This is a genomic window from Streptomyces sp. IBSBF 3136 (assembly GCF_036815105.1).
Classification (GTDB): domain Bacteria; phylum Actinomycetota; class Actinomycetes; order Streptomycetales; family Streptomycetaceae; genus Streptomyces.
In genome coordinates this window covers 35,228-54,673 of the sequence record NZ_JAJSZC010000015.1, presented here as the reverse complement: position 1 = coordinate 54,673, position 19,446 = coordinate 35,228, and the positions used below count along the sequence as shown (strand labels likewise).

The 19,446-nt window shown below is 72.3% G+C and carries 18 protein-coding genes and 1 riboswitch; of the genes, 9 read left to right on the top strand and 9 right to left on the bottom strand.

From position 1 onward, the window contains the following. The 3 genes from V7E45_RS05585 to V7E45_RS05575 all read right to left on the bottom strand — a co-directional run. Positions 1 to 1,052, bottom strand: a 1,052-nt coding sequence (locus V7E45_RS05585; RefSeq protein WP_333772948.1) for an NADH-quinone oxidoreductase subunit C, incomplete at its 3' end; no start/stop codon positions are given. Then, positions 1,049 to 1,645, bottom strand: a complete 597-nt coding sequence (locus V7E45_RS05580) for an NADH-quinone oxidoreductase subunit B (protein WP_333772947.1) — start codon at positions 1,643 to 1,645, stop codon at positions 1,049 to 1,051. The genes V7E45_RS05580 and V7E45_RS05585, both read right to left, overlap by 4 nt. Continuing rightward, positions 1,636 to 2,055 carry an NADH-quinone oxidoreductase subunit A gene (locus V7E45_RS05575; protein ID WP_333772946.1) on the bottom strand — a complete coding sequence of 140 codons (420 nt, stop codon included), beginning with the start codon at positions 2,053 to 2,055 and terminating at the stop codon, positions 1,636 to 1,638. Before V7E45_RS05575 ends, V7E45_RS05580 begins: the two co-directional genes overlap by 10 nt. Positions 2,056 to 2,278: 223 nt before the next feature. Here V7E45_RS05575 and V7E45_RS05570 point away from each other — a divergent pair, with 223 nt between their 5' ends. The 5 genes from V7E45_RS05570 to V7E45_RS05550 all read left to right on the top strand — a co-directional run bounded on the left by V7E45_RS05570 (position 2,279) and on the right by V7E45_RS05550 (position 9,150). After that, entirely contained in the window at positions 2,279 to 3,460 is a 1,182-nt protein-coding gene (locus V7E45_RS05570) for a sensor histidine kinase (RefSeq protein ID WP_333772945.1), read from the top strand. 174 nt (positions 3,461 to 3,634) lie between these two features. Then, complete coding sequence (locus V7E45_RS05565) at positions 3,635 to 4,999, top strand: sensor histidine kinase (protein ID WP_333772944.1); 1,365 nt, start codon at positions 3,635 to 3,637, stop codon at positions 4,997 to 4,999. 222 nt (positions 5,000 to 5,221) lie between these two features. Continuing rightward, positions 5,222 to 5,881: a response regulator transcription factor gene (locus V7E45_RS05560; protein WP_333772959.1), complete on the top strand. Its 660-nt coding sequence runs from the start codon at positions 5,222 to 5,224 to the stop codon at positions 5,879 to 5,881. A 286-nt stretch (positions 5,882 to 6,167) separates the two neighbouring features. After that, complete coding sequence (locus V7E45_RS05555) at positions 6,168 to 8,096, top strand: 2-oxoacid:acceptor oxidoreductase subunit alpha (RefSeq protein ID WP_333772943.1); 1,929 nt, start codon at positions 6,168 to 6,170, stop codon at positions 8,094 to 8,096. Continuing rightward, positions 8,089 to 9,150: a 2-oxoacid:ferredoxin oxidoreductase subunit beta gene (locus tag V7E45_RS05550; protein ID WP_333772942.1), complete on the top strand. Its 1,062-nt coding sequence runs from the start codon at positions 8,089 to 8,091 to the stop codon at positions 9,148 to 9,150. Before V7E45_RS05555 ends, V7E45_RS05550 begins: the two co-directional genes overlap by 8 nt. 53 nt (positions 9,151 to 9,203) lie before the next feature. Here the strand turns inward: V7E45_RS05550 and V7E45_RS05545 are convergent, their stop codons facing one another. Continuing rightward, positions 9,204 to 9,608, bottom strand: coding sequence for a winged helix-turn-helix transcriptional regulator (locus tag V7E45_RS05545; protein WP_333772941.1), 405 nt, complete (start codon positions 9,606 to 9,608; stop codon positions 9,204 to 9,206). 92 nt (positions 9,609 to 9,700) lie between these two features. Between V7E45_RS05545 and V7E45_RS05540 the strand changes: the two genes are divergently transcribed. The 3 genes from V7E45_RS05540 (at position 9,701) to V7E45_RS05530 (ending at position 12,167) form a co-directional block, all read left to right on the top strand. Continuing rightward, on the top strand, positions 9,701 to 10,555 hold the full coding sequence (locus V7E45_RS05540) for an SDR family oxidoreductase (RefSeq protein ID WP_333772940.1): 855 nt from the start codon (positions 9,701 to 9,703) through the stop codon (positions 10,553 to 10,555). A gap of 128 nt (positions 10,556 to 10,683) precedes the next feature. Beyond that, complete coding sequence (rarD, locus tag V7E45_RS05535; RefSeq protein WP_333772939.1) at positions 10,684 to 11,637, top strand: EamA family transporter RarD; 954 nt, start codon at positions 10,684 to 10,686, stop codon at positions 11,635 to 11,637. Positions 11,638 to 11,699: 62 nt separating this feature from the next. After that, positions 11,700 to 12,167: a VOC family protein gene (locus V7E45_RS05530; protein WP_333772938.1), complete on the top strand. Its 468-nt coding sequence runs from the start codon at positions 11,700 to 11,702 to the stop codon at positions 12,165 to 12,167. A 52-nt stretch (positions 12,168 to 12,219) separates the two neighbouring features. Here the strand turns inward: V7E45_RS05530 and V7E45_RS05525 are convergent, their stop codons facing one another. Then, the gene (locus V7E45_RS05525) at positions 12,220 to 13,488 is read right to left on the bottom strand and encodes a tetratricopeptide repeat protein (RefSeq protein WP_333772937.1); all 1,269 of its coding nucleotides are present in this window, start codon (positions 13,486 to 13,488) and stop codon (positions 12,220 to 12,222) included. 216 nt (positions 13,489 to 13,704) lie between these two features. On the opposite strand from V7E45_RS05525, the gene V7E45_RS05520 reads away from it, so the two are divergent. After that, on the top strand, positions 13,705 to 14,292 hold the full coding sequence (locus tag V7E45_RS05520; protein WP_333772936.1) for a flavodoxin family protein: 588 nt from the start codon (positions 13,705 to 13,707) through the stop codon (positions 14,290 to 14,292). 6 nt (positions 14,293 to 14,298) lie between these two features. On the opposite strand, the gene V7E45_RS05515 is transcribed toward V7E45_RS05520, so the two are convergent. From V7E45_RS05515 to V7E45_RS05500, 4 genes are all read right to left on the bottom strand, one after another. Further along, entirely contained in the window at positions 14,299 to 15,183 is an 885-nt protein-coding gene (locus tag V7E45_RS05515; protein ID WP_333772935.1) for an ABC transporter permease, read from the bottom strand. Beyond that, complete coding sequence (locus tag V7E45_RS05510) at positions 15,170 to 16,144, bottom strand: ABC transporter ATP-binding protein (RefSeq protein ID WP_333772934.1); 975 nt, start codon at positions 16,142 to 16,144, stop codon at positions 15,170 to 15,172. The genes V7E45_RS05515 and V7E45_RS05510 overlap by 14 nt, the downstream gene beginning before the upstream one ends. Before the next feature lie 55 nt (positions 16,145 to 16,199). Continuing rightward, entirely contained in the window at positions 16,200 to 17,474 is a 1,275-nt protein-coding gene (locus V7E45_RS05505; RefSeq protein ID WP_333772933.1) for a LolA family protein, read from the bottom strand. A 244-nt stretch (positions 17,475 to 17,718) separates the two neighbouring features. Beyond that, positions 17,719 to 18,729 carry a polyprenyl synthetase family protein gene (locus V7E45_RS05500; protein ID WP_333772932.1) on the bottom strand — a complete coding sequence of 337 codons (1,011 nt, stop codon included), beginning with the start codon at positions 18,727 to 18,729 and terminating at the stop codon, positions 17,719 to 17,721. 532 nt (positions 18,730 to 19,261) lie between these two features. After that, positions 19,262 to 19,445: riboswitch (cyclic di-AMP (ydaO/yuaA leader) on the top strand. Position 19,446: the final 1 nt, after the last annotated feature.

Here is a 19,446-nt window from a genome sequence, read left to right as displayed (position 1 = left end):
ACCGAGCCCTCGCTCGCGCTTCTGCTCCGCCGCGGCCGGGCGGCCGCACCAGCGGAACCAGCGGAACCAGCGGAACCAGCCGCACCAGCGGTACCGGCCGGGGAGCCGGTCGGCGGCTCGGCCGCCGCACCCGTCGGGGCCTCGGCCGCGGCACCGGCCTCTCCCGTCCCCATCGCCTGGCTCACCGAGCCCTCGCTCGCGCTTCTGCTCCGCCGCGGCCGGGCGGCCGCACCAGCGGTACCAGCCGCTCCAGCGGTACCGGCCGCAGCACCGGACGCCGACTCGGCCGACGCATCCGACGGAGTCTCCGCAGGGCCGGTGCCGGACTCGGCCGCCTGGCTTGCCGAGCCCTCCGACGCCGTGCGGGTACGCCGTACCGGACGCTCCCCCGCCGCGCGCGCGGGCCGCTCCCCAGCCGGGCGCGCGGGTCGCTCGCCCGCCGGGCGGGCCGTACCGCGGGCCGGGCGGGCCGGGGCTGCGGGGAGGGTGCCCTTGAGCGGGCCCCACTCGTTGGGGTCCGGGACGCCCGGGGGCAGCATCTGGCGACGCTTGGGGCCGCCGTGGTCGGATTCGCCCGGCTCCTTGGCGCCTGGCCAGGCCTTGGCGACGCGGGCCGCGAGGACGAAGTCCTTGCGCAGCGGGTGGCCCTCGAAGGTGTCCGGCAGGAGCAGGTGGTCCAGGCCCGGGTGGTTTGCGAAGTCGACCCCGAACATCTCGTGCGTCTCGCGCTCGTGCCAGGCGGCGCCGGCGTAGACGCCGACGGCGGAGGGCAGGGCCGGCGCCTCGTGCGGGACGGTCGTGCGCAGGAGCAGCCGGCGGACCGGCGAGAGGGCGGCGACGTGGGCGCACACGCGGAAGCCGGTGCCTGGCTCGTCGACCGCGCTGAGCCAGTCGAAGTAGGTGCAGGACAGGGTCGTACGGGCCGTTTCGAGAGCGGTGAGCCAGGCGGACGGCGGCACGTCCACGGTCAGGACCTCGTACGCCTCCTCGGCGGTGGCCTCGGGGCCGAACAGCTCCTCGGCGGGGGCGGGCAGCCAGCCGGCCGTGCTCATCGCGCGTCCCCCTCGGCGGCGGGCACCGGCGGCTTCACCAGGCCGCTCTGCAGCGCGGCGGCGGACGGCCGGGCGTTGCCGTAGCGGTGTTCGAGGGACTCGCGGGCGATCTTCTCCTGGAGCTTGAGGATGCCCTGGAGCAGCGCCTCGGGGCGCGGCGGGCAGCCGGGGACGTACACGTCCACCGGGATGATCTGGTCGACGCCCTTGGTGACGGAGTAGGAGTCCCAGTAGGGGCCGCCGCAGTTGGAGCAGGCCCCGAAGGAGATGACGTACTTCGGTTCCGGCATCTGTTCGTACAGGCGCTTGACGGCAGGGGCCATCTTGTCCGTGACCGTGCCGGAGACGACCATCAGGTCGGCCTGGCGGGGGCCCGGCGCGAAGGGGATGACGCCGAGCCGGATGAAGTCGTGGCGGGCCATCGACGCGGCGATGAACTCGATCGCGCAGCAGGCGAGGCCGAAGTTGAACACCCACAGCGAGTAGCGGCGCCCCCAGTTCAGGACCACCTTCATCGGCTCGGGAGCCAGCCGGGCGAGCGCGCCGAGGCGCTTCGGCTCCGGCAGGGGGACGGGCTCGGGGTTCACGTCCATGCCAGGACCCCCTTCTTGTATGCGTACAGCAGGCCCACGGCGAGGAAGCCGAGGAAGATGAACATCTCCACGAGGGTCGTCGCGCCGTAGCCGGGTGCGGCGAAGACCGTCGCCCACGGGAACAGGAAGACGGAGTCGACCGCGAAGATCACGTAGAGGAAGGCGTAGACGTAGTAGCGGACCTGGGTGTGGGCCCAGCCCTCGCCGACCGGGTCGACGCCGCACTCGTAGGTCAGGAGTTTCTCGGGGGTGGGCACGACCGGCCGCAGCAGGCGGCCCGCGCCGAAGGCGACCGCGACGAACAGCACGCCGACGAGGGCGAGCAGTCCCACGACCGAGTAGGACCGGAAGTAGCCGGCCGCGATGACGTTCTCCGCGGCGGCCGTCGAGTGCCCCAACGTCTCCCGCACCGTCCGTCTCCCTCGTTCCCTGACCTCGTGACCTTGCCGAACCCTGTGGCGCGCGCGATTCGAGGATCTGTACGCACGGGAGTCTAGGCCCTGATAAAGACACGGTAAGCGGCCCGTCACGGCGTGAGACGCGGGGGCCGAGCGCAGGGTGGGGTTTTCCCCAGCACACGGCGGCGGCGCACCGCATGGCGCGAGGGGTGCCGGGCACGGCAGGCTGGCCGCCATGACCGCTCCCGCCTCCGCCGCCGACCGGGCCGACGGCTCCGACCGCCTGCCCGAGACCCGGCTCGCCCTGGACGCGCACACCTGGAAGGAGATCGCGCATCTCCTGCTGAATTTGCCGGTGTCGCTGTTCGGTTTCACGTACGTGTTCTCCGTGGTGCTCGTCAGCGGGGTCCTGACCCTCACGGTGGTCGGGCTCCCGCTGCTGGCCGTCTGTCTGCTGGGCGCCCGCCAGCTGGGCAAGCTGGAACGGGCGAGGGCCCGGGCGCTGCTCGGGGTGCGGGTCGAGGAGCCGACGCCGCTGCCGATCGCCCGCGGCGGGGGGCCGGTGCAGCGGCTGTGGTTGGCGCTGAAGGACCCGGTGGGCTGGCGCACGCTGCTGTACGACCTGATCCGGCTGCCGTGGGGGGTCCTCACCTTCGCCCTCGTGCTGGTCTCGCTGTTCGTGCTGTGGCCGGTGCTGCCGTTCATCGCCCGGGGGCTGGCCAACGCGGACCGGGCGATGGTGCGCGGGCTGCTGTCGCCGTCGGACGAACTGGAGCGCCGTATCGCCGAGCTGGAGTCGGACCGTGGGGTGGTCGTCGACACGGCGGCCGCGGACCTGCGCCGTATCGAGCGCGATCTGCACGACGGGGCGCAGGCCCGGCTGGTGAACCTGGCGATGGGGCTCGGCCTGGCCAAGGAGAAGTTGCTGGAGGACCCGGACACGGCCGCGGCGATGGTGGCGGAGGCGCACGGCGAGGTGAAGCTCGCGTTGCAGGAGCTGCGCGACCTGGCCCGGGGCATCCATCCGGCCGTGCTGACCGACCGCGGCCTGGACGCGGCGCTGTCGTCGGTCGCCTCCCGGTGCACGGTGCCGGTGCGGGTGACGGCGGACCTGCCGGAGCGTCCGGCGGCGGCCATCGAGGGCATCGCCTACTTCACCGTCTCGGAGCTGCTGCAGAACATCAGCAAGCACAGCGGGGCGCGGTCCGCGTCGGTGGAGGTGTGGCGCTCGGAGGACCGACTGCTCATCCAGGTCCTGGACGACGGCCGCGGGGGTGCCCGGCTGGACGGCGGCAGCGGGATGCGGGGGCTGGCGGACCGGCTGGGCGCGGTGGACGGGGTGTTCGTCGTGGACTCGCCGGTGGGCGGCCCGACGGTGGTGACGGCGGAACTGCCGTGGCGGGACCGCACGGACTGACCGGGCCCGAGGCGGGCGCCGGGGTGGGGAAAACCCCCGTGGCGAGACGCCGACGGCCTCCATGGTCCGGGCGGGCGGCGCGCGCCAGGGTTGAGAGGACACAGACACGGCGGACACGGCGGCACCGCCGCCGCGCGGCACCACCGCCATGACGAGGAGAACGGGACGACGCCGATGGCCACGGAGTACGGACAGGAGCACGGGCGGGGACAGGGGCACCCGGCCGGATCCGGCTTCCCCGCCCACGAGGGGGCCCGGCGCTCGGCACTGCCCGCCGCGCTGCGGGCGCCCGTCGAGGGGCGCGTCTGGCGCGAGTTCGGCTATGTGCTGATGAGCCTGCCGATCGCGATCGTCCTGTTCACCTGGACGGTCACCATGGTGGCGCTCGGCGCCGGCCTGCTGGTGACCTTCCTCGGTGTCCCGGTGCTCGCGGTGGCGCTGGCCGGCTGCCGGGGCTTCGGCGCGCTGGAGCGTTCCCGGGCCCGGTCGCTGCTGGGTGTGGAGGTGGCCGCTCCCGAGCCGCTGCGGGCGGCGAAGCCGGGTGTGTTCGCGTGGATGGGGGCGGTGCTCAAGAGCGGCGCCTCGTGGCGCAGCCTGCTCTACGCGCTGCTGCGGTTCCCCTGGACGGTGTTCTCGTTCGTGGTGGCGGTGAACTTCTGGGCGTACGGCTGGGCGCTGCTGACGTACCCGCTGTGGTTCTGGGTGTTCCCGATGTACGGCGGGCAGGGCGGCCTGCAGCTGTACGGCGACGCGCACCACAGCGTCTATCTCGACAACCCGTTCGAGATCACCCTGACCGCGCTGGTGGGACTGCTGTTCACGCTGGCCACGCCGTGGATCGTGCGGGGGCTGACCACGGTGGACGGGCTGATGGTGCGCGGGCTGCTCGGGCCGTCGCGGCTGTCGGCGCGGGTCGTGGAGCTGGAGTCGGACCGCGGGGTGGTGGTCGACACGGCGGCGGCCGACCTGCGCCGCATCGAGCGGGACCTGCACGACGGGGCGCAGGCCCGGCTGGTGGCGCTGGCCATGGATCTGGGGCTGGCCAAGGAGAAGCTGCGGGAGGACCCGCGGGCGGCGGCCCGGATGGTGGAGGACGCGCACGGCGAGGTGAAGACGGCGCTGCAGGAGCTGCGGGACCTGGCCCGGGGCATCCATCCGGCCGTGCTGACCGACCGCGGCCTGGACGCGGCGTTGTCCTCGGTCGCCTCCCGGTGCACGGTGCCGGTGCGGGTGGAGGTCGACCTGCCGGCCCGGCCGGTCCCGGCCATCGAGGGCATCGCCTACTTCACCGTCTCCGAACTGCTGCAGAACATCAGCAAGCACAGCCGGGCGCGGTCCGCGTCGGTGGACGTGTGGCGCTCGGCGGACCGGCTGATGATCCAGGTGATGGACGACGGGGTGGGCGGCGCGGACGCGACCCGTGGCTCGGGTCTGGGGGGCCTGGCGGGCCGGCTGGACGCGGTGGACGGCGTCCTGGTGGTGGACTCGCCGGCCGGCGGCCCCACCCGGGTGATCGCCGAGCTGCCCTGGCGGGCCTGACCGGGTGATCGCCGAGCCGCCCTGGCCGGCCCGACCGGGTGATCGCCGAGCCGCCCTGGCCGGCCCGACCGTCGCTGCCCCTGTCCTGTCAGGGCGGTTCCCGACACCGCGCTTTGCCCGGCTCCCGCGCACGGCGGCCCGTTTGCTGGAATGCTGGACTTCCGTACGAGACGCCGTCGGAAGGTCGGGGCTGTGGGGGGCCGGGAGAACGTGGAGGACAGGGTGCGGGTGGTCATCGCCGAGGACTCGGTGCTGCTCAGGGAGGGCCTGACCCGGCTGCTGACCGACCGCGGGCATGACGTCGTGGCCGGCGTGGGGGACGCGGAGGCGCTGGTCAAGACCATCGCCGACCTGGACGCGCAGGGCGCGCTGCCGGACGTGGTGGTGGCGGACGTACGGATGCCGCCGACGCACACGGACGAGGGGGTGCGGGCGGCCGTACGGCTGCGCAAGGCGCACCCGGGTCTGGGCGTGCTGGTGCTGTCACAGTACGTGGAGGAGCGCTACGCCACAGAACTGCTGGCCGGTTCCAGCCGGGGCGTGGGCTACCTGCTCAAGGACCGGGTCGCCGAGGTGCGCGAGTTCGTCGACGCGGTGGTGCGGGTGGCGCAGGGCGGTACGGCGCTGGACCCCGAGGTGGTCGCCCAGTTGCTCGGCCGCAGCCGCAAGCAGGACGTGCTGGCGGGGCTCACTCCGCGTGAGCGCGAGGTGCTGGGGCTGATGGCGGAGGGGCGGACGAACTCGGCCGTCGCCCGGCAGCTGGTGGTCAGCGACGGGGCGGTGGAGAAGCACGTCAGCAACATCTTCCTGAAACTCGGGCTGTCCCAGAGCGACGGCGACCACCGGCGTGTTCTGGCCGTCCTGACCTACCTGAACTCGTAACGGGCTGACACTGTGTCAGCAGCGCGTCAGTCGGTCCGGCTTCTGTGGAAGCCGGGTACCCGGGTGGGAGGCCACGCAGGAGAACCGAGGAAATCGCGGGGAGCGTCTTCACCGGCGCTCAAGCGGTGCGGGACATCATGACAAGTCAGCGCTACAGGCCGTCTCGAAAAGTCGTCCATCATACGGATGGCCCCGGGAAGGCGACCCTAACCGACGTAGGGTTGATCCTGGGATGGTCCGTGGGAAGACCACGCCCGGACAGCCGCCTCGAAGGAGGTCCAGTTCAGTGACCAGCCAGGTCAGCAGCCCAGCGGAGCAGGCCGACGCCGCCATCGTGGGAGAGCAGCGCAAACCGGGCGGAGCGAAGGACGTGCGGCGCCTGGACCGGGTGATCATCCGGTTCGCGGGGGACTCGGGTGACGGCATGCAGCTCACGGGTGACCGGTTCACCTCGGAGACCGCGTCCTTCGGCAACGACCTCTCCACCCTCCCCAACTTCCCCGCGGAGATCCGTGCCCCCGCCGGCACCCTGCCCGGTGTCTCCTCGTTCCAGCTCCACTTCGCCGATCACGACATCCTGACCCCGGGCGACGCGCCGAACGTGCTGGTCGCGATGAACCCGGCCGCCCTGAAGGCCAACATCGGCGACGTGCCGCGCGGCGCCGAGATCATCGTCAACACCGACGAGTTCGGCAAGCGCGCCCTCCAGAAGGTCGGCTACGCCTCCTCCCCGCTGGAGGACGGCTCGCTGGACGGCTACCACCTGCATCCGGTGCCGCTGACCACGCTCACCGTGGAGGCGCTGAAGGAGTTCGACCTCTCCCGCAAGGAGGCCGAGCGCAGCAAGAACATGTTCGCCCTGGGCCTGCTGAGCTGGATGTACCACCGGCCCACCGAGAACACCGAGAAGTTCCTGCGCAGCAAGTTCGCGAAGAAGCCCGAGATCGCCGCGGCCAACATCGCCGCGTTCCGCGCCGGCTGGAACTTCGGCGAGACGACGGAGGACTTCGCGGTCTCCTACGAGGTCGCCCCGGCCGCGAAGGCGTTCCCGGTCGGCACCTACCGGAACATCTCCGGGAACCTGGCCCTCGCCTACGGCCTGGTCGCCGCCTCCCAGCAGGCGGACCTGCCGCTGTTCCTGGGCTCGTACCCGATCACCCCGGCCTCCGACATCCTGCACGAGCTGTCCAAGCACAAGAACTTCGGTGTGCGCACCTTCCAGGCCGAGGACGAGATCGCCGGCATCGGCGCCGCGCTGGGCGCGGCCTTCGGCGGCTCGCTGGCGGTGACGACCACGTCCGGTCCCGGTGTGGCGCTCAAGAGCGAGACGATCGGACTGGCGGTCTCGCTGGAGCTGCCGCTGCTGGTGGTCGACATCCAGCGCGGCGGCCCGTCGACGGGTCTGCCCACCAAGACCGAGCAGGCGGACCTGCTGCAGGCGATGTTCGGCCGCAACGGCGAGGCGCCGGTCCCGGTCGTCGCGCCGATGACGCCGGCCGACTGCTTCGACGCGGCGCTGGAGGCGGCCGGGATCGCGCTGACCTACCGCACCCCGGTGTTCCTGCTGTCCGACGGCTATCTGGCCAACGGCTCCGAGCCGTGGCGGATCCCGGACCTGGAGGAGCTGCCGGACCTCAGGGTGCAGTTCGCCTCGGGCCCGAACCACACGCTTCAGGACGGCACCGAGGTCTTCTGGCCGTACAAGCGGGACCCGCAGACCCTCGCGCGCCCCTGGGCGGTCCCGGGCACGCCGGGCCTCGAGCACCGCATCGGCGGCATCGAGAAGCAGGACGGCACGGGCAACATCTCCTACGACCCGGCCAACCACGACCTCATGGTCCGTATCCGCCAGGCCAAGATCGCAGGCATCGAGGTCCCGGACGTGGAGGTCGACGACCCGCACGAGGCGCGGACGCTGGTCCTCGGCTGGGGCTCGACGTACGGCCCGATCACGGCGGCGGTACGGCGGCTGCGCGCGGCCGGCGAGTCGATCGCGCAGGCGCACCTGCGGCACCTCAACCCCTTCCCGCGCAACCTGGGCGCGGTGCTGGGGCGCTACGACAAGGTCGTGATCCCCGAGATGAACCTCGGGCAGCTGGCCACCCTGATCCGGGCGAAGTACCTGGTCGACGCCCGCTCGTACAACCAGGTCAACGGCATGCCGTTCAAGGCGGAACAGCTCGCCACCGCGCTGAAGGAGGCCATCGATGACTGACGCCACCAACGGGCTGCTGCAGCTGGTCCCGAAGGCCGAGGCCAAGCAGTCGATGCGGGACTTCAAGTCCGACCAGGAGGTGCGCTGGTGCCCGGGCTGCGGTGACTACGCGATCCTGGCCGCGGTGCAGGGCTTCATGCCGGAGCTGGGGCTGGCGAAGGAGAACATCGTCTTCGTCTCCGGGATCGGCTGCTCCTCCCGGTTCCCGTACTACATGAACACCTACGGGATGCACTCCATCCACGGCCGTGCCCCGGCCATCGCCACCGGTCTCGCGACCTCGCGCCGCGACCTGAGCGTGTGGGTGGTCACCGGTGACGGCGACGCGCTGTCCATCGGCGGCAACCACCTGATCCACGCCCTGCGCCGGAACGTGAACCTGAAGATCCTGCTGTTCAACAACCGGATCTACGGCCTGACCAAGGGTCAGTACAGCCCGACCTCGGAGGTCGGCAAGGTCACCAAGTCGACGCCCATGGGTTCGCTGGACGCGCCGTTCAACCCGGTGTCGCTGGCGATCGGCGCGGAGGCGTCCTTCGTCGCGCGCACGATCGACTCCGACCGCAAGCACCTGACCGAGGTGCTGCGCGCGGCCGCCGACCACCCCGGCACGGCCCTGATCGAGATCTACCAGAACTGCAACATCTTCAACGACGGCGCCTTCGACGCCCTGAAGGACAAGCAGCGGGCCGAGGAGGCGCTGATCCGCCTGGAGCACGGGCAGCCGATCCGGTTCGGGACCGACGGCGGCCGCGGGGTCGTGCGGGACCGGCAGACCGGCGATCTGAAGGTGGTGACGGTGACGGCGGAGAACGAGGCGGACATCCTGGTGCACGACGCCGGCGCGGCGTCCCCCACCACCGCCTTCGCGCTCTCCCGGCTCGCCGACCCGGACACGCTGCACCACACCCCGATCGGCGTGTTCCGGTCGGTTCAGCGGCCGGTCTACGACACCGGGATGGCCGACCAGCTCGACGCTGCCATCGAGCAGCGCGGCAAGGGCGACCTGGGCGCGCTGCTGGCCGGCGGCGACACCTGGACGGTCATCGGCTGAGCCGGCGGGTCGGCGCGGGGCTCGCGCCGTCCGGCACCGGCTCGCGCCGGTTCCTACGAGGCCCGGGACTTCGGTTCCCGGGCCTCGTCGTAGTCCCGCCTGGCCTGTTCCACCTGGGCCATGCGCTTGTCGGTCCACTGCGCCAGGGAGCGCACCTGCAGTGCCGCCTCACGGCCGAGGCCGGTCAGCGAGTAGTCGACGCGGGGCGGGATGACCGGCTTGGCGTCGCGGTGGACCAGGCCGTCGCGCTCCAGGGTCTGGAGGGTCTGGGTGAGCATCTTCTCGCTGACGCCCCGGCCGCCCCACCGGTCGATGGCCCGGCGCAGCTCGCTGAAGCGGTACGGGCGTTCGAGCAGCTCGATGAGGACGAGGACGCCCCAGCGGCTGGTGACGTGCTCCAGCACGAGCCGGTGGGGGCACATCGCCTCGGACTCCAGGATCTTCTCACTTACCGCCATGGAAGTACCTTACTTCAAAGTGGGTACTTTCGTTTGGTTAGTGCCGCTCTTAGGGTGAAGGCCACAGCCATCCCCACAAGGAGTCCCTGATCATGAGCATCGTCGTCACCGGAGCCACCGGACACCTCGGGCGTCTCGTCGTGGAGCAACTGCTCGAGAAGGTCCCGGCGGAGCGGATCACCGCCGTCGTGCGCGACGAGGCGAAGGCCGCCGGACTCGCGGCCCGCGGCGTCCGTCTCGCCGTCGCCGACTACAACCGGCCCGAGACCTTCGACGGCCTGTTCGCGGCCGGCGACAAGGTCCTGCTGATCTCGGGCAACGAGTTCGCCAAGGACCGGGTGCGCCAGCACCAGGTCGTCATCGACGCGGCCCGCGCGGCGGGCGTGGCCCTGCTGGCCTACACGAGCGCGCCCGGCAGCCTCAAGGCCGCGCTCGCCGACGACCACCGGGCCACCGAGGAGGCGCTGATCGCCTCCGGGCTGCCCTACAGCCTGCTGCGCAACGGCTGGTACCACGAGAACTACACCGAGAACCTGGGCCCGGTGCTGGAGCACGACGCGGTCGTGGCCGCGGCCGGCGAGGGCCGCGTCTCCTCGGCCTCGCGCGCCGACTACGCCGCCGCCGCGGTCGCCGTGCTGACCGGCGAGGGACACGAGAACACGACGTACGAGCTGGGCGGCGACGAGGCGTGGAGCTTCGGCGAGTACGCGGCCGAGCTGAGCCGGCAGACCGGCCGGGAGATCGCCTACGACGCCGTCACCGTGGAGGCACTGAAGGGCATCCTGGCGGGCGCGGGGCTGCCGGAGCCGCTCGTGGAGATCTTCGCCGGGGTCGACGTGTCGATCGGCAAGGGTGAACTGGTCGTCTCCACCGGTGACCTGTCCCGCCTGGCCGGGCGCCCGACCACCCCGCTCGCGGAGGCGGTCGCCACCGCGCTCAAGGGCTGAGGAACGCGCGGGTGAGCACCCTCACCCCGCCTGTCATGACCGTATGGCGATACGGGCATGACAGGCGGGGTTTCCGGCGCTACCTTCGTTCTCGCGTGCTGCGTGTGTGCGGTGAGAAGGAGGGGCCCGTGCCCGGGACGTCCAAGGGTGAGCACCGGATAGGCCTGCTGAACGGCTTCGCCGCCTACGGCATGTGGGGTCTCGTCCCGCTGTTCTGGCCGCTGCTGAAGCCCGCCGGGGCCATGGAGATCCTGGCCCACCGCATGGTGTGGTCCCTCGTCTTCGTCATCGCCGCCCTGGTCGTCGTACGGCGCTGGGCGTGGGCCGGTGAGCTGCTGCGGCAGCCGCGGCGGCTGGCGCTCGTGGTGCTGGCCGCGGCCGTCATCACCGTGAACTGGGGCGTCTACATCTGGGCGGTGAACTCCGGCCGTGTGGTCGAGGCGTCGCTCGGGTACTTCATCAACCCGCTGGTGACCATCGCGATGGGTGTGCTGCTGCTCAAGGAGCGGCTGCGGCGCGCGCAGTGGGCGGCGGTCGGGGTGGGCTTCGCCGCCGTCGTCGTGCTGACCGTCGGCTACGGGCAGCCGCCGTGGATCTCCCTCTGCCTCGCCTTCTCGTTCGCCACCTACGGTCTGGTGAAGAAGAAGGTCTCCCTCGGCGGCGTCGAGTCGCTGGCCGCCGAGACGGCCGTCCAGTTCGTGCCCGCGCTCGGTTATCTGCTCTGGCTGTCCGCGCACGGCGGCTCCACCTTCACCTCCCAGGGCGCGGGCCACGGTGCCCTGCTGGCGGCGACCGGATTCGTCACCGCGCTGCCGCTGGTCTGCTTCGGCGCCGCGGCGATCCGGGTGCCCCTGTCCACGCTGGGGCTGCTGCAGTACCTGGCGCCCGTCTTCCAGTTCGTGCTCGGCATCCTCTACTTCCACGAGTCGATGCCCGCCGCGCGCTGGGCCGGTTTCGCCCTGGTGTGGCTGGCGCTCGGTCTGCTCACGGCCGACGCGCTGCGCTCCGCGCGCAGGTCGAGGGTGGTCATGGTGTCGCCGCGCGTCGAGGCGACACCCGACTCCGCCCCGGTGGAGGCCTGAGGGGGATGTGCCCCGGCGGGGACGGGAGCCGGCTGTCGGTGGCGGCCGTTACAACTGGGCCCATGCCGACGCAGACACCTGAACCGCTGCACTGGAAGCTCGTCATCGACGCCGCCGACCCGCACGCTCAGGCCGACTTCTGGGCCGCCGCGCTGCGCTACGAGGCCGAGGACAACAGCGCGCTCGTCGAGCGGCTGCGGTCCTCCGGCGCGCTGCCCGAAGCGGCCACCGTCGAGTACCAGGGCCGCACCGCCTTCCGTGACCTGATCGCCGTGCGCCACCCCGACGACCCGGTCGACCCGGTCTCGGGCACCGGGCTGGGGCGGCGGCTGCTCTTCCAGCGCGTCCCGGAGGCGAAGACCGGCAAGAACCGGCTCCACCTCGACCTGCACCCCGGCGAGGGCCGGCGCGCGGACGAGGTGGCGCGGCTTGCGGCGCTCGGGGCGCGCGTCCTGCACGAGGTGAAGGAGCCGGCCGGCGAGTGGGTGCTGATGGCCGACCCGGAGGGCAACGAGTTCTGCGTCCACTGACCAGCCTCCACCGACCAGCGGGTGGGCCCCGCCCCCGCGCAGGACCGGGCCGTCAGGCCCCTTCGGCGCGGGCCGCGCGGTCGGTCAGGCGGACCATGCGGGCGCGCGCGGACCGCAGCGGCTCCGGGTCCCCGGCCGCGGGCCCCGGCTCCGCTTCGAGCTCGGTCCACAGCTCGATCAGCTCGCGGCCGAGCCGCAGGCCCTCGTGCGGGTCGCGCACCGCCCGCCACGCGGTGGCCGCGCTCCGCACGTTGCCGTAGGCCGCCTCGGCGTCCCGGGCCTGCCGGCGCAGCCGGGCGAGGTCCAGGCAGCGGTGGAAGGAGCGGACCGGGTCGCCCGCCAGGTAGGCGATGTAGGCGGTGAGTTCGCCCAGGTGCAGCACCTCGGGGTGGTGCGGGCCGAGCACACCGGAGGCTTCGGTGACCGTGCGGTCGGCGAGTTCCGCCGCGACCTCGATACGGCCCTCCCGCACGGCCTCGTTGATCCGTGCCAGCGGCCCGGCGAGCAGTTCCGCACCCTCGGCGGTCTCGGTCACGGGCTCGTCCCCGAGCACCTCCTCGGCAACGGCGTCGAAGCCGCGCGCGGGGGTGGGCGTGGCGGAGCCGGCCGATACGGGCGCGGGGTCGAGCAGCGGCGCGGGAACCGGAGCGACGGCGGGCATCCGGCGAAGCTCCGGAGCGGGGCGGCAGGCAGCGGCGGGCTTCTGTCGGGAGCCGGCGTCGGCGGCGAGCGCGCGGCGGGAGGTGCCCACGGGCTCGGGCCGGGAGTCGGTCGCGGGCTCGGGCGCGGAGTCGGTCGCGGGCTCGGGCCAGGACGCGGCGGCGGGTGCGGACCGGGAGTCACCCGCGGGCTCGGGCCAGGAGCCGGTGGCGGCCCCGGGCCGGGCGTCGGCCGCGGCTCCGGGCCGGGCGTCGGCCTCGGGGGTGGGCTGCGGCTCGGCGGTGGCGCGGGGCGTGGGCGCGGTCATGGCGGGGGGCGGGCCGAACTGCCCTGTGGGCTCCTGGGGTACGCCGGTGGAGGCGCCGGGGGCGACGCGTACGGGGTCCCCCGCCATCCTGCTGGAGCCGTCCGCGAAGACCTCCAGCGGGACCACGCAGCCGGCGCGGTCGTCGTGGATCGTGGCCCGTATGGGGGTGCCCAGGCTGATGGCCAGGCGCTGGAGGTGATTCAGCACGGCCTGCTGGATGTCCTCACCCTCAGCCGCGGCCAGCACCGTCCCGCCCACCGACGCGCCGCCCTCGCCGGACACCCGGACGTGCACCGCCGACGGGTGTGCCACGGGCTGCTGCGCCCGCCTCTTCTCGAAGCTGAGTCGAGACATCGGTTCCCTCACTCCCCCGGCGTCACGATCCGGTCGTACGCGTCCCTGTGACCAGTGTGTCGGCTCGGCCCGGCTCCCGCGTCACCACGACGTCACAGCCTCGCACCAGCCGTACCCCCTGAGACACCTCGAAACCCCTTGAGAAGGAGTGCTTGCGTATGCATAAAATGCACACGCCTGCATTCGCGGTACGACAACGCTCACTCTGGGGGTCCCATGAGCCGCCGTTTCCTGTTCGTCCTGGGCAGCGCCCGCCTCGACGGCAACACCGAACTGCTGGCCCGGGAGGCCGCCGAGCAGCTGCCGGCGGACGTCGAACAGCGCTGGATCCGCCTCGCCGAGAACCCGCTGCCCGACTTCGAGGACCTGCGGCACGACAGCGACCGTGTACGCCCGTCCCCGGACACCGCCACCGGTCTGCTGCTGGACGCCACGCTCGCGGCGACGGACCTCGTGATCGCCTCGCCGCTGTACTGGTACTCGGTGTCCAGCCTCACCAAGCGCTACCTGGACCACTGGTCGGGCTGGCTGCGCACCCCGGGCCTCGACTTCCGGGCGGGGATGGCCGGACACACCCTGTGGGGCGTCACCGCGCTCGCGGGCCTGGAGCCGTCGGTCGCCGACCCCCTGGTGGGCACGCTCAACAACTCCGCCGCCTACCTGGGGATGCGCTTCGGCGGGGTGCTGCTGGGCAACGGCAGCGCACCCGGGGACGTCGCCGACGACACCGAGGCGCTGGCCCGCGCCAAGACCTTCTTCGCCCGCGAGGCACCGCTCGCCCGCTTCCCCCACCAGGACGCCTGAGCCCCGCTAGACGCTGATGTCCTTCGTCGTGAACCGCGCCCAGGCCGCCGAGCCGAACACGGCCGCGTACAGGGCCTGGAGGCCGAGGTCGCGCACCAGGCCGTCCCAGTAGACGGGATCGCGCATCAGGTCGGCGAAGGACAGCCAGTAGTGCGGGAAGAGATACGGCTGCACGGCGTGCAACTGGGGTATCTGGTCCAGGATCTGGACGGTGATGAGCAGCCCGACGGTCGTCGCCATCGCCGCGATGCCGCTGTTGGTCAGGGTCGACACGAACAGGCCCAGGGCTGCCACGCCGACCAGCGAGGCGGCGACCACGAGGGCGATCAGCAGCGCCCGGCCGAGGCCCTCGGCGAAGCTGATCCGGGTGCCGGAGATGGTCGTGAGGTCGCCGAGCGGGAACAGCAGGGCCCCGACGGCCAGCGCGGAGACGGCCACGACCAGGGTGGCCAGCACGCAGAAGGCCATGACCGTCGTGTACTTGGTGAGCAGCAGCCGGGTGCGGCCGGCCGGGGCGACGAGCAGATAGCGCAGGGTGCCGCCGCCCGCCTCGCCGGCGATCGCGTCGCCCGCGACCACGCCGACCGCCATCGGCAGGAAGAACGGCAGGGTCGCGGCCAGCGCCGTGAACACCAGGAACAGGCCGTTGTTGGTGATCTGCGCGAGGAACGCCGGTCCCCCGCCACCGTCCGGGCCGGCCGCCGAGCCGCCGCGCGTCTCCAGCTTCACCGCGATGCCGACCAGCACCGGCACCGCCGCCAGCACCCCGAGCAGCGCGAGCGTGCGCCAGCGCCGGACCGTGGTGACCAGCTCGCTGCGCAGCAGCCCGAAGGTCCACAGGGGGTTGGCCCGGCGCACGGCCGGTGCCTGCGCCGTCTCAGCCCGCGACATCGAAGCCCTCCCCCGTCAGTGCCACGAACGCGTCCTCCAGCGAGGCGCGTTCGAGCGTCAGACCGCGCACCCGGACACCCGTCGTGACCAGTGCCGCGGTCACCTCGGCGAGATCCCGCTCGGGCGGCTCACCGGTCACCCGGTCGCCGTCCGTGATCACGTCGGCGACGCCCAGCTCCTTCAGCACCCGGGCCGCTTCGCCGGGGTCCGGGGTGGTCACCACCAGCCGGCCGCGCGCACCGGCCGCCAGGTCGGCCACCGCGCCCTGGGTGACCAGGCGGCCCTGGGTCATGACCGCCGCGTGCGTGCACACCTGCTCGATCTCGTCGAGGAGGTGGGAGGAGAGGAACACCGTGGTGCCGTCGGAGGCCAGTTCCCGGATCAGGGCCCTGATCTCGCGCATGCCCTGCGGGTCGAGGCCGTTGGTCGGCTCGTCCAGGACCAGCAGCCGGCGCGGCTGGAGCAGTGCGGCGGCCAGCCCCAGGCGCTGTTTCATGCCGAGCGAGTACGCCCTCGCCTTCTTGCCGGCGGCGGCCGTGAGGCCCACCCGGTCCAGGGCGGCCGCGACACGCGCGCGCCGGGTGCGTGGGTCGGCGGTCGGGTCGGCGGCGTCGTAGCGCAGCAGGTTGTCCCGGCCGGACAGGAAGCCGTACAGCGCCGGACCCTCGATCAGCGCGCCGACGTGCGGCAGGACCGCGCGGCCGGCCCTGGGCATCGGGCGGCCCAGGACGCGGGCCGTGCCCGAGGTCGGCTCGATCAGGCCCATCAGCATGCGGATGGTGGTCGTCTTGCCGGAGCCGTTGGGGCCGAGGAAGCCGAAGACGCTGCCCGCCGGGACGGTCAGGTCGAGACCGTCGACGGCGAGCTGTCCGCCCCGGTAGCGCTTGGTCAGGCCGCGCGTGGCGATGGCAGGCGCCGGCGCTTCCCCCGGCTCGCGCCGCGTGGCGGACGGTTCGTCCATCGGCTCCCCCTCGACTCGTCGTGCCCGCGAAGGGCCGTTACCCCCCGCGGAGGGGTCACTTCCCGGCGTCGGCCGCCTTCACCAGCATGTCCTTGGTGACCGCTCCGGCGTACACCTTGCCGTCGTCGGTGATCAGGGCGTTGACCAGGCGGGTGGAGAAGACCGTGCCCTTGCCGAACTTGCCGGAGACGTGGTCGCCGAGCGAGCCCAGGAAGCCGCCGAGGGCGCCGTCGGAGGAGCCGGTCGGCAGGCCGCCCTTGGCGCCGGTGTCGAAGGTGGCGATGGACGTCCAGCCCTTGCCGAGGACGGTGGCGCCCTCCAGGCCCTTGCCGAAGCCCTTGCCGGGCCGCGCGAGGTCCGGCGTGCCGTCGGCCCGCTTGCCGTCCGCGCCCTTGCCGTCGGCCGGCCTGCCGTGGCCGAACCCGCCGAACTTCTCGTGCCCGTCCTTCCCGTCGGCCTTGCCCTCGGTGACCTTCGCGCCCTTGGGCGGGGTGAAGTCGAAGGTGGAGGCGGCCGGCCGGTCGAAGGAGACCTGGGTGAAGCCCGCGTCGAGCACGGCGGCGCCGCCGCTCCTCGGGGTCAGGGTGAACTTCAGCGGCTGGCCCGTCTCGGCGTCCACCGCGATGCTGATCGCGCCGACGGTGGTGCCGGACTGCTTGGGCTTGATCAGCAGCTTGTAGGCGTCGCGTCCGGCGACGTGCGCGGTGCCGTCGACGGTCACGGACGTGGTGTCGTCGACCGACTTCAGGGCCTCGTCGGCGAAGTCCTTCGGCGTGGCCGGCGGCTCGGCGCGGTGCTCCTTGCCGGCTTCGGCGGCGGTGCCGTGGAAGACCTCGTTGCTCTTGCTGTCGTAGCCCCAGACGTCCTTGCCGTCGTGGATGAGGCTGTACTCGGCGCCGCTCTCCAGCAGCGACAGCTTCTGCCGCTCCGGGCCGTCGGCCGCGATCCGCAGGGTGTGCGTGCCGGAGACCAGCTCGGTGAGCTTGGCCTTCGGGTCGGCCGAGGAGCCGTCGCCGCCCCCGGCCGCACCGGACGCCAGGCTGCTCTCCAGGCCGCCGAGGTTCGGCAGGCCGAGGTCGGTGGTGACCTTCACCGTGCCGGACAGCCGCTGCACGTCCGACTTGGCGATCTTGTCGATGAGCTGCTGGGCGGTGATCTTCGGCAGGTCGGGGTCACCGGAGTCGGCCAGCGCCGGGACCAGCCCGATCGTGGCCGCCGCCACCCCCACCACCGCGACCGGGACCACGTACCGGGCGGCCTTGCGGCGTCCCGAGGGCAGGTCGTCGTCCTGCGCGGTGCCCGTCGTGTCGTCGGATTCGTACGGTGCCATCAGTGCCTTACCTCCGTCGTCGGCGGCGGCTGTCCACTCGCTGGTCCACCTGAGCCGCCATTCTCACCCGAATCGGTGAGGAGTGGTGATTTCCGTGGTTTCCATCTGACCAAATCGGCCGTGAGGAAGCGTCAGACCACGGAGCCAACTCGTGTACGCCTGCGGTATGACACGCGAGGGCGGTGCCTCCCCCGACCCGTAGGGGTCGAGCGGGAGGCACCGCCCTCGCGGCGGGTACGGAGGTTCAGCCGGCCCGGTGCACCACCGCGTCGCACAGCTCCAGGAGGGCCGTCTTGGCGTCGCACTCCCGCAGCGGGGCCAGCGCGGCGCGCGCCTCTTCCGCGTACCGGACGGTGTCCCGGCGGGCCTGTTCGAGCGCGGGGTGGGCGCGGAGCGCGGCGAGCGCCTCGGCGTGCCGGGCGTCGTCGCTGAGGTCGGAGTCCAGCAGCTCGCACAGGGCGGCGTCCTCGGGCAGCCCCAGCCGGGCGGCACGCTCGCGCAGCCGGAGCACGGGCAGCGTCGGGATGCCCTCGCGCAGGTCGGTCCCCGGGGTCTTGCCGGACTCGTGGGAGTCGGAGGCGATGTCCAGGACGTCGTCCGCGAGCTGGAAGGCGACCCCGAGCCGCTCGCCGTACTGGGTGAGCACGTCGACGACCGTCTCGTCGGCGCCGGACATCATCGCGCCGAACCGGCAGGAGACCGCGACCAGCGAGCCGGTCTTGCCGCCCAGCACGTCCAGGTAGTGCTCGACCGGGTCGCGGCCGTCCGAGGGGCCCGCGGTCTCCAGGATCTGGCCCGTGACCAGCCGTTCGAACGCGAGGGCCTGCACCCGGACCGCCTCGGGGCCGAGGTCGGCGAGGATCTGGGAGGCGCGGGCGAAGAGGAAGTCGCCGGTCAGGACCGCGACGGAGTTGCCCCAGCGCGTGTTGGCGCTGTCCACACCGCGGCGCACGGCCGCCTCGTCCATCACGTCGTCGTGGTACAGCGTGGCCAGGTGGGTCAGCTCCACGACGACGGCCGACGGCACGATGCCGGGCGCGTGCCGGTCGCCGAACTGCGCCGCGAGCATCACGAGCAGCGGCCGGAACCGCTTCCCACCGGCCCTGACAAGGTGCTGCGCGGCCTCCGTGATGAACGGGACCTCGCTCTTGGTGGCTTCGAGCAAGCCTTCCTCGACAGCCGCCAATCCGGCCTGGACATCGGCTTCCAGAGCCTGGTCCCGCACGCTCAGCCCGAACGGCCCGACGACGGTCACGAGGGGTCTCCTGTCTGCTGGTGTCTGCTGCGCGATTACACGGTTTGTCGATAGGTCGCTGCCATCACTCAAGTCAGCGTATCCGGTCCTGTTTCGATCACCGATAGCGCCCACCGGTCCAGCCCGGGCGGTATCGGATCACGGCCGGTATGTTTTCGATCATCTGATAAGAGCTGAGTTCTACCGACTTACGCCGAACTAGTCCATTTTGTCGCGAACTGCGCGGTGGCTGGATTACTCCTTTCGTGCCATGGCCAGCGAATGTCTCGAATCCCCCATGTCTGATTTGATACGCTTTGCCATTTCGTGAGTTGGGTCACGGTCGCCCGTGTACCCGAACGATCGCGCCACCCCCGGTCCGCCCTTGCCGCAGTGGCCAGTTGAGGGTTGGCAACCGCAAAGGATCAAGTACCCCATAAGGCACAGACCAAGGTCAACTAGTGCTTTATGTGAATCCGACGCTTGTTCCGGACATGTGCTCTCGCATAGCTTCCGGGCCTGTCAGGCGAACGCCGAATCCTGCCGCGTCTGACACCACCCATCGACGAACTCATTCGTACGGCAGGAGCGGGGGAACCAGGTAAGTCGCCGGACCGGACGGCACACGTCGCGCCGGGACGGCTAGGGGTGAAGTCGTGCCTCCCCCCAGGGGCACGGCCGGGCACCTCCCCGCCCGAACCCGACAGCTCACCCCGCAGGCGACGGAGAGGATGTTCG

Bases quoted from the DNA above. Each gene is read 5' to 3' on its own strand.
- V7E45_RS05565 (WP_333772944.1), top strand. From the start codon at position 3,635: ATGGCCACGGAGTACGGACAGGAGCACGGGCGGGGACAGGGGCACCCG.
- V7E45_RS05515 (WP_333772935.1), bottom strand. From the start codon at position 15,183: ATGTCGCGGGCTGAGACGGCGCAGGCACCGGCCGTGCGCCGGGCCAAC.
- V7E45_RS05505 (WP_333772933.1), bottom strand. From the start codon at position 17,474: ATGGCACCGTACGAATCCGACGACACGACGGGCACCGCGCAGGACGAC.
- V7E45_RS05545 (WP_333772941.1), bottom strand. From the start codon at position 9,608: ATGGCGGTAAGTGAGAAGATCCTGGAGTCCGAGGCGATGTGCCCCCAC.
- V7E45_RS05520 (WP_333772936.1), top strand. From the start codon at position 13,705: ATGAGCCGCCGTTTCCTGTTCGTCCTGGGCAGCGCCCGCCTCGACGGC.
- V7E45_RS05525 (WP_333772937.1), bottom strand. From the start codon at position 13,488: ATGTCTCGACTCAGCTTCGAGAAGAGGCGGGCGCAGCAGCCCGTGGCA.
- V7E45_RS05530 (WP_333772938.1), top strand. From the start codon at position 11,700: ATGCCGACGCAGACACCTGAACCGCTGCACTGGAAGCTCGTCATCGAC.
- V7E45_RS05570 (WP_333772945.1), top strand. From the start codon at position 2,279: ATGACCGCTCCCGCCTCCGCCGCCGACCGGGCCGACGGCTCCGACCGC.
- V7E45_RS05550 (WP_333772942.1), top strand. From the start codon at position 8,089: ATGACTGACGCCACCAACGGGCTGCTGCAGCTGGTCCCGAAGGCCGAG.
- V7E45_RS05540 (WP_333772940.1), top strand. From the start codon at position 9,701: ATGAGCATCGTCGTCACCGGAGCCACCGGACACCTCGGGCGTCTCGTC.
- V7E45_RS05580 (WP_333772947.1), bottom strand. From the start codon at position 1,645: ATGGACGTGAACCCCGAGCCCGTCCCCCTGCCGGAGCCGAAGCGCCTC.
- V7E45_RS05510 (WP_333772934.1), bottom strand. From the start codon at position 16,144: ATGGACGAACCGTCCGCCACGCGGCGCGAGCCGGGGGAAGCGCCGGCG.